Below are 14,942 nucleotides of genomic sequence, written 5' to 3'. Positions count from 1 at the left end.
TTGGACCGGGCTTTTTTTTGCGCGCCCCTTTTTATTCTGGAGAACCGCCTTGGATCTGCGTCCCGTAGTGCTGGCATTGACCCTTGGATTGGCGTTACTGCCGAGCCTGGCGCTGGCCGCCGGCAAATGTGAGCGTCTGGTGATCACCGGCAGCCCGGACGCACCGCCGTTGTTATGGCGTGACCCACAAGACCCGACGCACCTGATCGGCGCCACCGCCGATGTGTTGCAACAAGTGGCCAAAGAGCTGGGGCTTAAAGTCGACCTGCTCTATGGTGGCAAACGCGCCTTGGCCCTGGATGAAGTACGCAGCGGGCGCATGGACATTCTTGCCGATGCGCCGTTGAACCTGGGTGAGTTGGAAACCCTTGATTACATCCACCCAGCCTTGATGCAGATCGACTACCTGGTCTGGACCCGTAAGGATTCGGCGCTGGTCTATGCCACGGCGGCCGACCTGCACGGCCAAAAGGGCGCAGTCTCGGAACGCGCGCGCTTGAGTGCCGATTTTGACACCTTCGCCAGCCAACAGCTCAACCTGCAACGCTTTCCCACCTTGACGCCGGCCTTTCAAAAACTGTTGCTGGGGGAAGTGGACTACGTGCTCGCCGGGCGTTATTCGGGCATGGCCATGGCCCAGACTCTGGGCATGAGCAATGACCTGATCGCACGTGAAGTGCCTGTCGATCAACCCGGCTTGTACCTGGCGATTTCCCACAACTCGGCCTGCAATGATCCGTGGCTGCGCGGACAGCTGGCCAAAAAGATGACAGAATTGCCCGCGTCCGGTGTGGTGCAAGCAGCAATGCAGCGCAACCTCGAGCGCTGGAAAGCGCAATTGCAGCAACCCGTCGGCACCCCAGCAAAGTAAGGATTTACAGTGACTATTCGACCTCTTTTCGCGGCCCTCGCCGTTGTTGCTTTGGCGGGATGTGCAGCCGATCCTGCGCCGAATGAGCAAATACGCCTCACCCAGCAAGCCCTGGAACAAGCCAGCGCCGTGGGGGCCAGCGCCGACGACTCGCCTGAGCTGAAGCTGGCCGAAGACAAGTTCGCCAGGGCCAAGGCCGACATGGCCGATGAGTCCTACAAGCATGCGCGCATGCGGGCCGAACAAGCCGAGTTGGACGCGCGTCTGGCCGAAGCCAAGATTCTGACCCAAAAGAGCCAAGAGCAACTGAGCGTGCTCAACACCCGCATCACCCGCCTGCGCAAGCAATTGCAGCTGGGAGAAGCCCAATGAGCCCGATGATCCGTGGTTTGAGTTGTGTCGTGCTGCTGGGCAGCGCCGCCCTGGGCGGTTGCGCCAGCCAACCGAACAGCGAGCAGGCCTTGCAACAGGCCGGCACTGATTTCCAGAAGGTCAAGGAAGACGCCAATGTGCTGCGCTTTGCACCCAAGGACGTCATTCGCGCCGGTGAGTCCCTGGCGCGCGCCGATCGTTTGTCCAGCTACTGGGGCAGCGGTGCCGACGTGGTGCATTACGCTTACCTGAGCCAGCGTTACAGTGCGATCGCCCGCGAACACACCGAACAGGGCCTCAACGCCGAGCGCGGCACCAAGCTCGAATTGGAACGCCAGCGCCTGCAGCTGGCGCTGCGCGAAAACAAACTTGCCAGCGTGCAGCAACAGGGCAAGTGGCTCGAAGAGCAAATCGCCAGCCTGACCACCACCCAGACTGATCGCGGCCTGGTGATGACCCTCGGCGATGTGTTGTTCGACACCGGCGAAGCGCAATTGGAAAACTCGGCCAACCGCACGGTGTTGAAAATTGTGCAGTTCCTGCAACTGAACCCCAAGCGCGTGGTGCGCATCGAGGGCTACACCGACAACACCGGTGGCGAGCAGGAAAACCTGAAGCTGTCGCGCGACCGTGCGCAATCGGTGGCCGACGTGCTGATGGACCTGGGGATCGATGAAAAACGTATCCAGGTCGAAGGCTATGGCGACCAGTACCCGGTCGAAGCCAACGCCTCCGAACGTGGCCGCGCGCAGAACCGTCGGGTGGAAATTGTGTTCTCCGATGAAAAGGGCCAGCTTGGCGCTGCCCGCTAACGCCTGACGCCGATCAACCTGTGGGAGCGGGTTTGCTCGCGAATGCAGTGTGTCAGTCAACATTTCAGTGGCTGACACACTGCATTCGCGAGCAAGCCCGCTCCCACATTTTTGTTCGGGGTACCCCCTTACAGTTTTTTCTATCACTGCCGCCCGCGCTCGACTATTCTCGCAACTGTCCCCGTACACTTCTAAACTGTGCCGGTATGTTTCACACAAAAATAAAATACCCGTGAAATCGAGTGCTGCGTCATGACCAATCTGTTGCTCTACCAACGTATCGCCCAGCAACTGGCTGAGGACATCCGCCGTGGCGTCTATCAGCCCGGTGAGCGTGTGCCCTCGGTGCGCAAAATGAGCTCCCAGCTCAACGTCAGCCACGCCACGGTGTTACAGGCCTATGCCAATCTGGAAGACCAGGGGCTGATCCGGGCGCGGCCGCAGTCGGGCTATTACGTGCACCAGACACCTGCGTTGACGGCCCCCACGCCGGACATCGCGCGGGTCGAGCGCCCGGGGTTGGTCACCCGCAGCAGCATCATCCAGCAAGTCTTGGTCGAGTCGCGCCGCGAAGGTGTGTTCCCATTGGGCGCCGCCGTGCCGAGTGTGGATTACCTTCCTGTGCGGGCGCTGCACCAGCAATTGGCCAAAGTCACCCGCTTCCAAAGCCCGCGCGCATTCAGTTACATGTTCAGCCCGGGCTTTGAGCCATTGCGCCGCCAAGTGGCGATTCGCATGCGCGACGCCGGCGTGGTGGTGGACCCCTCCGAAGTGGTGATCACCCACGGTTGTGTCGATGCGTTGCAGATGTCGTTGCGCGTGCTGACCCGTCCGGGCGACCTGATCGCCGCCGAATCGCCCACCTATTACGGTTTGCTGCAATTGGCCGATCTGTTGGGCCTCAAAGTCATCGAGATCCCCAGCGACCCGTCCACCGGCATGAGCCTTGAGGCCTTGCAACTGGCGGCCAACCAATGGTCGATCAAGGCCCTGGTGCTGACCACGCGCCTGAGCAATCCCTTGGGCGCGACCATGCCTGAGGAACGCCAGAAACAGTTGCTGCGCCTGGCCTCGGATTTCGATATCCAGATCGTCGAGGACGATATTTACGGCGAACTGATGTTCGAAGTGGGCCGCACCAAGGCGCTGAAAGCCTACGACCGCCTCGACCGGGTGATCTACTGCTCGAGCTTTTCCAAGACCTTGTCTCCCGGCGTGCGCATCGGCTGGATGATTGCCGGCAAATACCAGCAGGAAATCCAGCGGCTGCAGATGTTCAGCACCCACTCGGCCTGCAGCGTGACCCAGATGGGCGTTGCGGCCTACTTGGAAAACGGCGGGTATGACCGCCACCTGCGTTATATCCGCCAGGAGTACCGCAAGAACCTCAGCGCGTTTCAGCTGGCGGTGCAGCAGTATTTCCCGGAAGGCACGCAAATGACGCGCCCCAACGGCGGCTTTATCCTGTGGGTCAGTTTGCCGGGGCGGGTCAATACCCAGGAACTGCACGTGCGCGCACTGCAGCAGGGCATCAGCATTGCGCCGGGGGTAATTTTCAGTAATACGGAACAGTTCAACCACTGTATTCGCCTCAACTGCGGCACGCCGTGGAACCGCGAAGCAGAGCGGGCGCTGATGACCTTGGGGATGCTCGCCAGCCAGCTGTGCCAGGAAACCGCGGCCGGGCTTTGAGGCCGGTGGCTGAGGCGTGTAATGGGGACAGTACCGATAGCTGGCTAATCACCAGGCTTGTCATGCCGCGCACAACAAGCGAGCATATGGCCCTCTGCCGTTAATGCTGTTGGCGATATGACATCTATTTTTCGCGCTGCTGTAGTGGTTGGCCTGTTAAGCCTGTGTAACGTCGGCACCGTGCTGGCGGCAACGCCTGTGGTGTCTGAAAGCAAGCCCGCCGCCAGTACCGAGCAGGACACCCCCGCGAAAAAACCGGCTCCTGCTAAAAAAGCCCCGGCGGCCAAAAAGAAAGCCGCCACGGTGAAAAAGCGCGCACCCGTCGCGAGCAAGTCCAAGTCAGCCCATGAGGTGGCGCAGACCAAACTGCCACCGGCACAGTTGGACCTGACACTGCCTAATGAGATGGTCAGGCACTTGCAGCCCATTGGCACCCTGCCCAAGCCCAAGAGCGTGCCCTTGCTGCCGCCGATGTTTGGCGAGAACCCCCCCGACAACAGCGCGTTCCAGATCAACGGCCGCTTGCTCAGCAACGAGATGAAGCTGCAGTTGCGTAACGACGAACGTCGCGACATCGAAGGCGCGGCACTGGATTTCGAATTCAAGCAATAAATTTCCGCGCAAAGGTGACGCCACCCATCGACCATCTGTCGCAGACTGGTCAGTCACTTTTGTTTTGTGCGAAAAACCCCTGTTAGACCATTTTAAAACGGCTGTTTAAGGGCGTACTCTAGCCCGGCCATCCACATTGAGTCGTCGAGGACCTGTTGGTCATGAAATGCCGTGAAGGCTGTGGCGCATGCTGCATTGCCCCCTCCATCAGTTCGCCATTGCCGGGAATGCCTCACGGCAAACCCGCGGGCGAACGCTGCCTGCACCTGTCGGTCGAACAGCTATGCCTGCTGTTCGGTCAACCGGAACGCCCAGCGGTGTGCAGTGATTTCAAGGCAGATCTGGATGTCTGTGGCAACGACCAGGCCGATGCGATCCGGTTGATCGGCTGGTGGGAGCAGATGACGGCGGCTTGATGGGCTTTACTATCGGAACTTCGACAATAAGGAATACAACAATGGGTTCGCTGAAACGAGTGGCTGTGTTGTGCGGTTTTACGGTGTTGTTCGCTGCCACGGCGCAGGCTGAGGACTGGCAGGTCGCCAAGGACGAGGACGGTATCAAGGTGTCCCTGAGCGAAATTGCCGGCTCCAAATACAAGGCCTACCGCGGTGTGACGCTGATCAAGGCGCCTGTCGCCAAGATCCAGGCCCTGCAGGAAGACGTGGCCGGCGCCTGCTCCTGGATCCACGAATGCAAATCGCAAAAACTGCTCAAGACCGAAGGCGACAAGAGCTGGACCTACACCCAGTTCAAGGCACCGTTCCCGGTGACCGACCGCGATTCGATCCTCGAAATCACCACGTCCAAGGCCGCCGATGGCACCGTGACCCGCAAATTGCTGGAAGTGCCGACTTACCAGCCGGAAGTAAAAGGTTACGTGCGCGTTGCCCAGGTAGACGGCTACTGGAAGCTTGTGCCAAAAGGCGACAACCAGACCGAAGTGACCTACCAGGTGCACACCGAACCAGGCGGCAGCGTGCCATCGTGGCTGGCCAACAAGTTTGTGGTGGACGCGCCGTTCAACACCTTGAAAGCCTTGAAAGAACACGCTGAAAAATAAGTGTCATTAATCAGGTGCCTCCTGACTTGAGTGGAACGTTTGCCGAGCCCTCAAGGTCCAGATAGTTGTAAGCCCACACACGGGTTTTATCGAGGAGGCACCGATGCAAAAGTGGCAGATTACCTTCGTTGATGATCACGGCGTTCAGTCCGTCGAGCAGTTCAGCTGCGACCAGAAGCCCAGCCTCGAAGACGCGGCACACATGATTCGTAACAAGCTGGTGCCAGTGGCCGCCGAACTTGACCTGAATGATTTGGAAGGGCGCAAACCCGAGCCTACGGTCAAGATTCTGAAAGACCAGAACAGTATTCAAATCCTCGACATTTCGCCCGCCGCCTGAACATTGCCTGTATGCCCTTCAAGCGCCTCTGGTGGAGGTGATAGCTTCGCGCTACTCTGCAATCGAGATCAGCGAATGAATCGCTAAGGTCTGGTCTTGTCAGCTACATGCTTGTTTTCCCGCGGTGTCGTTAATGCCGTAGCACCCGCGCCAGCAGGGCGCGGTCTTCGGGAAGCACGGAAAGTCTATCCATCAGTTTGAGGAGGACGTTTCATGAGCACAGCCTATCAAGAAGACATCAGCACCAACGTACTGCGCCGCATGAAAGAAGGCGGTTTCGACTTCTCACGGTTTCACCCCATCGAGTTCTACGCCATTTTCCCGGATGAGGAACGGGCGCGCAGGGCTGCGGGTCGATTTCGTGGGGAATCCCTGAATGCCCAGGTCAGCGCGCGCGATGATGGCGCCTGGTACCTGGAACTGAGCAAAATCATGTTCGCCACCTACGACGGCATAGGAGACTTCGAGCAAGACTTTGAAGCGGTGGTCGAGCCTTTGGGCGGGATCATCGAGGGATGGGGCGTCAAGCAGGAGGTGCGTGGGTTACCCATGTAGCGGCATTTGATGAGCAACACCGCGTATCGGCTGACCCTTGGGTCGGCCGATTTTGTTTGTGCACGCCTCACAACCGCATCCTCAATATAGCCACCCACTACGAGCCCGGCCTGCTGCTGATAGCGTCTTTTAACGTCGCGATCGCCGGCAAGCCGGGCTCTTGGCTTTCTACCGCGCAAAAAAAACCACCCAAACAGGGTGGCCTAAAGGGAAGAGCGGTTCGCTGACATCTCAGGAAACATCCTGGTCAGCCGGTGTGGGGATTATCCGCAAGCGTGACCGGGCAGTGAAATCAACTCTGACTATGCTGTTGATAGTCAAAGCCCGCATTGCGATGAAGCGTGGTACAGGACAGCGGGCGTTCTACGCACCAGGACGGTGCGCGCGAAACCCGTAGGTTATTCAACTCACTGATTTCTAAGTGTTTATGCCGCTGGCACGGGTCTTGCGACGGTTCTCGCGCCCGGGTGACAAGGAGTACGGCATGATCCGCACTTATTACGATGAAATGTACGACGGGGCAGGGCAGGTCCGGCCCCATTACCGCGAGTTCGCTCGCTGGTTAGCTGAAACCCCCGCCGAACTGCTGGCCCAGCGCCGGCGTGAAGCCGATTTGCTGTTCCACCGCGCCGGGATCACCTTCACCCTTTACGGGGACGAGCAGGGCACCGAGCGCCTGATTCCTTTCGACACCATCCCGCGCAGCATTCCGGCGAGTGAGTGGCGGATTGTCGAGCGCGGCTGCATTCAACGGGTCAAGGCGCTGAACCTGTTTCTCGCCGACCTCTACCACGAGCAACGCATCATCAAAGCCGGAATCATCCCCGCCGAACAGGTGCTGGCCAACGAGCAGTATCAGTTGGCCATGCAGGGCCTTGACCTGCACCGCGGTCTGTATTCCCACATCTCCGGTGTCGACCTCGTACGCGATGGCGACGGCACTTACTACGTATTGGAAGACAACCTGCGCACACCGAGCGGCGTCAGTTACATGCTCGAAGACCGCAAAATGATGATGCGCCTGTTCCCCGAGTTGTTCGCCGCCCAGCGCATCGCGCCCATCGACCATTACCCCAACCTGTTGCTCGACACGCTGAAAAGCTCGAGCCCCCTGGATAACCCCAGCGTGGTGGTGCTGACCCCGGGGCGCTTTAACAGCGCGTTTTTCGAGCACGCCTTTCTGGCGCGGGAAATGGGTGTGGAACTGGTGGAAGGCGCCGACTTGTTCGTGCGCGATGACCGCGTATTCATGCGCACCACAGACGGCCCCAAGGCCGTGGATGTGATCTACCGTCGCCTCGATGATGCCTTTCTCGACCCACTGGCCTTCAACCCGGACTCCATGCTCGGCGTGCCCGGCCTGCTCGCGGCGTATCGCTCGGGCAATGTGGTGTTGGCCAATGCGATTGGCACCGGGGTGGCGGATGACAAGTCGGTGTATCCCTTCGTCACCGAGATGATCCGTTTTTACCTGGATGAAGAGCCGATTCTGAAGAACGTGCCTACGTTTCAATGCCGTAAGCCCGACGAATTGTCCCACGTGCTGGCCAACCTTCCGGACCTGGTCGTCAAGGAAACCCAAGGTTCCGGCGGCTACGGCATGCTGGTGGGCCCGGCGTCGACAAAAGCGGAAATCGAAGCCTTCCGCGCCCGCATCAAAGCCAAGCCCCACGCCTATATCGCGCAGCCGACGCTGTGTTTATCCACGTGTCCGACTTTTGTCGAAAACGGCATCGCGCCGCGCCATATCGACCTGCGGCCGTTCGTGTTGTCCGGCAAGGAAACCCGCGTGGTGCCCGGCGGCTTGACCCGCGTGGCCCTGCGCGAAGGCTCGCTGGTGGTCAATTCGTCCCAGGGCGGCGGCACCAAAGACACCTGGGTGGTCGAGGACTGATGCCATGTTGAGTAGAACTGCCTCGGATTTGTACTGGATGTCGCGTTACCTGGAACGCGCGGAAAACCTCGCGCGCATGCTTGATGTCAGCTATTCGCTGTCGCTGATGCCTCAGGACGGGCGCGGTGATGGCCTGCACGAATTGGCCATGCCGTTGCTGATCACCGGCACCTTGGAGGATTACCACGAGCGCCACGGCGAACTGCATGCCGAGCGCCTGCTGCACTTCTTTGCGTTGGACGCGGCCAACCCGGCGAGCATCTACAGTTGCCTCGGCGCCGCGCGCGCCAGCGCCCATGCAGTGCGTGGGCGAATTACCGCCGACATGTGGGAAAACATCAACGCCACTTGGCTGGATATTCGTGATATCGCCCAGCAAGGGCTGAGCCGCTACGGCATGAGCCGGTTCTGTGAGTGGGTCAAGGAGCGGTCGCACCTGTTCCGTGGCGCCACCTACGGCACCATCATGCGTAATGACGCGTTTCGCTTTATTCGGCTGGGCACCTTCATCGAGCGTGCCGACAACACCCTGCGCCTGCTGGATGCGCGCTACGAAATGGCCGGCGACCAAGCCGCTGCGGTCAGCGACGGCACGGCTCATGCCTACTATCAGTGGAGTGCCTTGCTGCGCGCGCTGTCATCGTTTGAGGCTTACACCGAAATCTACCGTGACGCCCCCGGCGCCCGGCAGGTGGCCGAATTGCTGTTGTTGCGCGCCGATGTCCCACGCTCGCTGCGTGCCTGCAGCGAGGAAATCGACCAGATCCTTGCCAGCCTGCCCGGCCTCAATGGCCGCCCGGCCCAGCGCCTGGCCGCCGAGATGGACGCGCGCCTGCGCTTTACTGCCATCGACGAAATTCTCGAGGAAGGCCTGCATGCCTGGCTGACCGACTTCATCCCTTTGGTCCGCCAGTTGGGCGACGCCATCTACAGTTCCTACCTGGAGGCGGCATGAGACTTTCCATCAGCCACGAAACCACCTACCACTACGAAGACATGGTGCGCGCCAGCATCCAGTACCTGCGCCTCACGCCCCACGACAGCGAACGCCAGCACGTGCTCAGTTGGCAGCTCGATCTGCCGCGCCCGGTGCGCGCGCAGGTCGACCCGTTTGGCAACATCCTGCATGTGCTGACCCTTGATGAGCCCCACGACGCCATCATCATCGGCGCGCGTGGCCAAGTGGACATCGATGAATTGCGCGAGGCTGAGCACGAAAGCCAGTCGGCGTTTCCGTTTCTACGCAGCACGCGACTGACCGAGCCGGACGACGCGTTGCGCGGTTTTGCCGACCAGCATTGCCGTCAACGCCGCGACCGCTCTGCGTTGATTGACCTGATGCATGCGCTCAACCAGTCAATGGTCTACACGCCCGGCGCCACTGAAGTCGACACCTGCGCCGCCACGGCGTTTGCGGGGCGCGCAGGCGTGTGCCAGGACCACACCCATGCATTCCTGGCCTGCGCGCGCAGCCTGGGCATTCCAGCGCGATATGTGTCGGGGTATTTGTACACCGAAGACAGCACGCACCTGGCCAGCCACGCCTGGGCCGAAGCCTGGCTGGATGACGCGTGGTACAGCTTTGATGTGACCAACCAATTGGCGCGGCCCGAGCGACATTTAAAGTTGGCGGTGGGCCTGGATTACCTGGATGCCTGCCCGGTACGCGGCATGCGCCGAGGCGGCGGGCATGAGCAAATGCACGCCAAGGTGTTCGTGGCGCCGACGCCAGTGATTCTGGTACAGCAGCAGTAATCTTCAGAACGAAGCAGATTAAAGGTGGGCGCTGGCTTGCCTGCGTAAGCGGCGGGTCAGCTGTAAATGGGTTAACTGACCGACCGCCATCGCAGGCCAGCCAGCTCCCACAGTGAACGGTGGTGTTTTCAGAGTCTGTGCCAGGCTCAAGGCTGCTGCTTACGCCCCGCCATGTGCTTCAAATACCCCACCAGCAAATCCAGCTCACCGTCCGGCAACACACTGGCCGCGAACGCTGGCATCTTCGCCTGGGGCCAATGCCGCAGGCTCTGCGGGTCACGGATATAACGCTTGAGGAAATCCCCGCTGAAATATTCCGTAGGGTTGTAGGGAATATTCAGGTCCGGCCCCACCTGCGCATCGCCGGCGCCGTTGAGGCGGTGACAGGCCAGGCAGTTTTTCTGGAACACCGCAAACCCCTGGTTGATCGGGTCATTCGCGGCGAGTTTCGGGTCAGGCAACAACGCCGGGAAACGCTCGGCCACCGTCTTCAATTGCTTGATCCCGGAGATCTGGAAAGGCCACTGCTCAGGGCTGATGTTGCCGGCTTGCGGGTCGGTCCACACCAGATAGAACGGCCCGGCACTCGGCTTGCCTTCGGCCAGCGCGGGCCACGGATGAGCCGGGTCTTCGACCGCCAGCCAGGCACGGGCACCGTGTTTTTGCAGCAATGGCGCCGCCGTCAGCTCGGCGGCGAACCCGTCGAGGGCGACGGCTTGCAGATGATTTTCCGGCGAGAGGCCGGGCAACAGAGCCGCCAGCGGCACCGCGCGATAAGTCATCTCGCGCTTGTAGGAAACGTCATCGACGATATGCACCGTCTGCGCATCCGGGTGCTTGAGCAGATCTTCGGTCTGCCAGGTTCTGCTGGCGTGGTCCAAGTCGATGGTCAACTGGGCAGCCGCAGCGGGAAGGGCCAACAGCGCGGTGAGAAAGGCGAGGATCAGTTTCAAGTGTGAGCCCGGTTTGAAGTGGCGATAGCGCCCACGATACCGGAAATCGGCACGCAAAAAGACAGCCCCTGCAACAGGACCGCTATACGCAATGTCCCGGCAGGTGCTGCCAAACGCTGCAGTCCTGATGCAATGTGTGCACGGAATGTGAGGATCGAGTCGTCACCCAATAACCTTGGTTAAATTGGGCAAGATCAGAATCAGTGTGGTGGCGAACAGAATAAGTCCCGCCTGACGTACTTTCGAATGTTTGAACATGGCTGACTGCCTTTTGTTGTTATTCCTGAGCGTCAAATGCGTGCCGGTCAATTTCAGTATCGCAACGTGACGTGTCGCTTTTCTTACAGCTGCTCCAGCAAAACCCGGCAGCAACTTCTTACTGATTGAACCTTAGAGCCCTCGTTCTGCGTGGCTTAGATCCATTTAATATCAGCTAATCAGCATTTCTACTTAAAAAGGCATGAGGCATATCGCCATCTTGGCGCCAATGCCTTGGCTAGACCGCTAAAACGATTAACCCGCGCTTTCCCATAGCGCCCTACCGTTCGTCCGAGCGTGAGGGTCAAAAGCAATGAGCGCATCCGTCATTGAAACCGTGTCAATCGGGCCTAAGGTAGGGGCACACACGCACTGCGTTCGAGGATGTCATGACCCAAGCTTTGATCTTTGATGCGATACGCACGCCCCGGGGCAAAGGCAAGGCCGACGGCGCCCTGCATAGCGTCAAGCCGGTAAACCTGGTGGCGGGTCTGCTCACCGCGCTGGCACAGCGCAGCGACCTCGACACACGCCAGGTGGACGACATCGTGCTCGGTTGCGTTAGCCCGGTGGGCGATCAGGGCGCCGACATCGCCAAGACCGCCGCACTGGTGGCGGACTGGGACATCAGCGTCGCTGGCGTACAAATCAACCGTTTCTGTGCTTCGGGCCTTGAAGCGGTGAACCTGGGCGCGATGAAAGTGCGTTCCGGCTTTGAGGACCTGGTAGTGGTCGGCGGCGTCGAATCCATGTCGCGCGTGCCCATGGGCAGCGATGGCGGCGCCTGGGTGCTCGATCCGCAGACGAACATGCACAGTCACTTCACACCTCAAGGCATCGGCGCGGACTTGATCGCGACCCTGGAAGGCTTCACCCGCCAGGACGTCGACGCCTTCGCCCTACATTCCCAGCAGAAAGCGGCCAGGGCGCGTGCGGACGGTTCTTTCAACAAGTCGCTGATCGCGGTGCAGGACCAAAACGGCATCGTGCTGCTGGACCACGACGAGTTCATTCGCGGCGACTCCAGCCTTGAAGGCCTCGGCAAGCTCAAGCCGAGCTTCGAGATGATGGGCCAGATGGGCTTCGATGCCACCGCCTTGCGCGTCTACAGCCATGTGGAGCGCATCCATCACGTGCACACGCCAGGTAACAGTTCCGGCATCGTCGACGGTGCCGCGCTGATGTTGATCGGCTCCGAGGCCAAAGGCCGCGAACTGGGCTTGCAACCGCGGGCGCGCATCGTCGCCACGGCGGTCACCAGCACCGACCCGACCATCATGCTCACCGGCCCGGCCCCGGCCACGCGCAAAGCCCTGGCCAAGGCCGGTTTGCGCGTGGAAGACATCGACCTGTTCGAAGTCAACGAGGCCTTTGCCTCGGTCGTCCTCAAGTTCATCAAAGACATGGGCATCGACGCTGCGCGGGTCAACGTCAACGGCGGCTCCATTGCCATGGGCCACCCGCTCGGCGCCACGGGCTGCGCGATCCTCGGCACCCTGCTCGACGAACTGGAAGTGCGCCAGCAGCGCTACGGCCTGGCCACCCTGTGTGTCGGCGGTGGCATGGGCATCGCCACCATCCTCGAACGCCTCTGAGCCCAAGGAACCTGTCATGACCGACGCCATTCGTTACGAAAAAGGCCAGGACCAGATCGTGGTGCTGACCCTCGACATGCCCGGCCAGAGCGCCAACACCATGAACGGCGTGTACCGCGAGGCCATGGCGGCCACAGTCGCGCGCCTGGAAGCAGAAAAGGACGGCATCGCCGGGGTGGTAATCACCTCGGCGAAGAAAACCTTTTTTGCCGGCGGTGACCTCAATGAATTGATCAAAGTCGACAAGGCCCACGCCAAGGAATTTTACGACGGCGTGGTGGTGTTGAAGGCCCAACTGCGCCGCCTGGAAACCCTCGGCAGGCCAGTGGTGGCCGCCATCAACGGTGCGGCGTTGGGCGGCGGCTGGGAGATTTGCCTGGCGTGCCATTACCGTGTTGCGCTGGACGACAACGCGACACAACTTGGCTTGCCGGAAGTCACCTTGGGCTTGCTGCCGGGCGGCGGCGGGGTAGTGCGCATGGTGCGCATGCTGGGGTTGGAAAAGGCCCTGCCGTATTTGCTGGAAGGCAAGAAGGTGCGGCCGCAGCAGGCGCTGCAGGCCGGGTTGATCAATGCGCTGGCGAGGGATCGCGATGAGTTGCTGGCCAAATCCCGCGCCTGGATTCTGGCCAATCCCGAGGCCAGACAACCGTGGGACAACAAGGCTTATCAGATCCCGGGCGGCACGCCGTCGAACCCGAAAGTGGCGCAAATGCTGGCGATTGCACCGTCGATTTTGCGCAGCAAAACCCATGGCTGCTTCCCGGCCCCGGAGAAAATCCTCTGCGCCGCCGTGGAGGGCGCCCAAGTGGATTTCGACACGGCGCACCTGATCGAAACGCGCTACTTCACCGAACTCGTCACCGGCCAGGTGGCGAAAAACATGATCGGTACCTTGTGGTTCCAGCTTAATGAAATCAACGCCGGCAGCTCACGGCCACAAGGTTTTGCGCCGTACGTCACGCGCAAAGTCGGCGTACTGGGCGCGGGGATGATGGGCGCGGGCATCGCCTATGTCAGCGCCAGTGCGGGCATCGAAGTGGTGCTCAAGGACATTAGCCTGGCCGCGGCCGAAAAGGGCAAGGCGCATTCGGCTGCGCTGCTGGACAAGAAGATCAGCCGTGGGCAACTGACCGCCGAACAGCGCGACATCACCCTTGCGCGGATCCATCCTACGCAAGACGACGCCGACCTGGCCGGCTGCGACCTGATCATCGAAGCGGTGTTCGAAGACCGTGAACTCAAGGCCAAGGTCTCGGCCGCCGCGCAACGTGTGGTCGGCAGCGATGCGGTCATCGCCTCCAACACCTCGACCTTGCCCATCAGCGGCCTGGCCAACGCCGTGCCCGATCAAGGCAAATTCATTGGTCTGCATTTTTTCAGTCCGGTCGACAAGATGCCGCTGGTGGAAATCATCAAGGGCGCCCACACCCGCGACGAAACCCTGGCCCGAGGTTTTGATTTCGTCCTGCAAATCAAGAAAACTCCGATCGTGGTCAACGACAGTCGTGGTTTTTTCACCTCGCGGGTGTTCGGCACCTTCACCAACGAAGGCATTGCCATGCTCGGCGAAGGCGTGGCTGCGCCGATGATCGAAACCGAAGCGCGCAAGGCCGGCATGCCGGTGGGGCCGTTGGCGGTGTCGGATGAGGTGTCGCTGAGCTTGATGAGCCACATCCGCCAGCAAACCGCGAAAGATCTACAGGCTGAAGGCAAGGCGCCGCCGACGCATCCCGCGACCCAGGTGATCGACCTGTTGGTGAATGAGTACAAACGCGCGGGCAAGGCGGCGGGCGGTGGTTTTTACGACTACCCCCAAGGGGCGCAGAAACACCTGTGGCCGGAGCTGAAAGCGCGCTTTGAACAGCCCGACAACCAAATTTCGCCACAGGATGTGCGCGACCGTTTGCTGTTTATCCAGGCCATCGAAACCGTGCGTTGTGTGGAGGAGGGCGTGTTGAGGTCGACGGCTGACGCCAACGTCGGCTCAATCTTCGGCATTGGCTTTGCCGCGTGGAGCGGCGGCGCGCTGCAGTTTATCAACCAGTACGGCCTGAACGACTTTATCGCCCGGGCGCGCTACCTGGCCGAGCAGTATGGGGAGCGCTTCTCGCCCCCGGCTCTGCTGCTGGAAAAAGCAGCGCAGGGAGACATTTTCGCCTGACCGAAA

At 60.5% G+C, this 14,942-nt stretch carries 15 protein-coding genes; 14 read left to right on the top strand and 1 reads right to left on the bottom strand.

What is annotated here, in order from left to right:
• Nucleotides 1-49 precede the first annotated feature (49 nt).
• The 12 genes from AACW30_RS13645 (at nt 50) to AACW30_RS13590 (ending at nt 9,966) form a co-directional block, all read left to right on the top strand.
• Nucleotides 50-871 carry a substrate-binding periplasmic protein gene (locus tag AACW30_RS13645; RefSeq protein ID WP_200622836.1) on the top strand — a complete coding sequence of 274 codons (822 nt, stop codon included), beginning with the start codon at nt 50-52 and terminating at the stop codon, nt 869-871.
• Nucleotides 872-880: 9 nt separating this feature from the next.
• Nucleotides 881-1,243 carry a DUF4398 domain-containing protein gene (locus AACW30_RS13640; RefSeq protein WP_119742034.1) on the top strand — a complete coding sequence of 121 codons (363 nt, stop codon included), beginning with the start codon at nt 881-883 and terminating at the stop codon, nt 1,241-1,243.
• Nucleotides 1,240-2,055, top strand: coding sequence for an OmpA family protein (locus tag AACW30_RS13635; RefSeq protein WP_106576191.1), 816 nt, complete (start codon nt 1,240-1,242; stop codon nt 2,053-2,055). The genes AACW30_RS13640 and AACW30_RS13635 overlap by 4 nt, the downstream gene beginning before the upstream one ends.
• A gap of 252 nt (nt 2,056-2,307) precedes the next feature.
• On the top strand, nt 2,308-3,747 hold the full coding sequence (locus tag AACW30_RS13630; protein WP_179676874.1) for an aminotransferase-like domain-containing protein: 1,440 nt from the start codon (nt 2,308-2,310) through the stop codon (nt 3,745-3,747).
• 117 nt (nt 3,748-3,864) lie between these two features.
• A complete protein-coding gene (locus AACW30_RS13625) occupies nt 3,865-4,359 on the top strand; it encodes a translation initiation factor 2 (protein WP_200622835.1) in 495 nt (164 codons plus the stop codon).
• A 161-nt stretch (nt 4,360-4,520) separates the two neighbouring features.
• Nucleotides 4,521-4,775 (top strand): YkgJ family cysteine cluster protein, encoded by a 255-nt coding sequence (locus AACW30_RS13620; RefSeq protein WP_083357231.1) that lies wholly within the window; start codon nt 4,521-4,523, stop codon nt 4,773-4,775.
• Nucleotides 4,776-4,816: 41 nt separating this feature from the next.
• Nucleotides 4,817-5,422 carry an START domain-containing protein gene (locus AACW30_RS13615; protein WP_106576195.1) on the top strand — a complete coding sequence of 202 codons (606 nt, stop codon included), beginning with the start codon at nt 4,817-4,819 and terminating at the stop codon, nt 5,420-5,422.
• A gap of 103 nt (nt 5,423-5,525) precedes the next feature.
• The gene (locus tag AACW30_RS13610; protein ID WP_106576196.1) at nt 5,526-5,762 is read left to right on the top strand and encodes a hypothetical protein; all 237 of its coding nucleotides are present in this window, start codon (nt 5,526-5,528) and stop codon (nt 5,760-5,762) included.
• Between the two features lie 213 nt (nt 5,763-5,975).
• Complete coding sequence (locus AACW30_RS13605; protein WP_003193463.1) at nt 5,976-6,317, top strand: ribonuclease E inhibitor RraB; 342 nt, start codon at nt 5,976-5,978, stop codon at nt 6,315-6,317.
• Nucleotides 6,318-6,801: 484 nt separating this feature from the next.
• The gene (locus AACW30_RS13600; RefSeq protein ID WP_124418274.1) at nt 6,802-8,211 is read left to right on the top strand and encodes a circularly permuted type 2 ATP-grasp protein; all 1,410 of its coding nucleotides are present in this window, start codon (nt 6,802-6,804) and stop codon (nt 8,209-8,211) included.
• A gap of 4 nt (nt 8,212-8,215) precedes the next feature.
• A complete protein-coding gene (locus AACW30_RS13595; RefSeq protein ID WP_106576198.1) occupies nt 8,216-9,166 on the top strand; it encodes an alpha-E domain-containing protein in 951 nt (316 codons plus the stop codon).
• Nucleotides 9,163-9,966 carry a transglutaminase family protein gene (locus AACW30_RS13590; protein ID WP_200622834.1) on the top strand — a complete coding sequence of 268 codons (804 nt, stop codon included), beginning with the start codon at nt 9,163-9,165 and terminating at the stop codon, nt 9,964-9,966. The genes AACW30_RS13595 and AACW30_RS13590 overlap by 4 nt, the downstream gene beginning before the upstream one ends.
• A 146-nt stretch (nt 9,967-10,112) precedes the next feature.
• Here AACW30_RS13590 and AACW30_RS13585 read toward each other — a convergent pair whose 3' ends face one another.
• On the bottom strand, nt 10,113-10,919 hold the full coding sequence (locus AACW30_RS13585; protein WP_106576705.1) for a c-type cytochrome: 807 nt from the start codon (nt 10,917-10,919) through the stop codon (nt 10,113-10,115).
• 647 nt (nt 10,920-11,566) lie between these two features.
• Here AACW30_RS13585 and AACW30_RS13580 point away from each other — a divergent pair.
• Both AACW30_RS13580 and AACW30_RS13575 read left to right on the top strand, forming a co-directional pair.
• The gene (locus AACW30_RS13580; protein ID WP_200622833.1) at nt 11,567-12,772 is read left to right on the top strand and encodes an acetyl-CoA C-acetyltransferase; all 1,206 of its coding nucleotides are present in this window, start codon (nt 11,567-11,569) and stop codon (nt 12,770-12,772) included.
• 16 nt (nt 12,773-12,788) lie between these two features.
• Nucleotides 12,789-14,936, top strand: a complete 2,148-nt coding sequence (locus tag AACW30_RS13575) for a 3-hydroxyacyl-CoA dehydrogenase NAD-binding domain-containing protein (RefSeq protein WP_200622832.1) — start codon at nt 12,789-12,791, stop codon at nt 14,934-14,936.
• Nucleotides 14,937-14,942 lie beyond the last annotated feature (6 nt).

Source organism: Pseudomonas sp. MF6747, assembly GCF_963890955.1.
Lineage (GTDB): Bacteria > Pseudomonadota > Gammaproteobacteria > Pseudomonadales > Pseudomonadaceae > Aquipseudomonas.
This window is presented reverse-complemented; position numbering and strand designations above follow the sequence as displayed.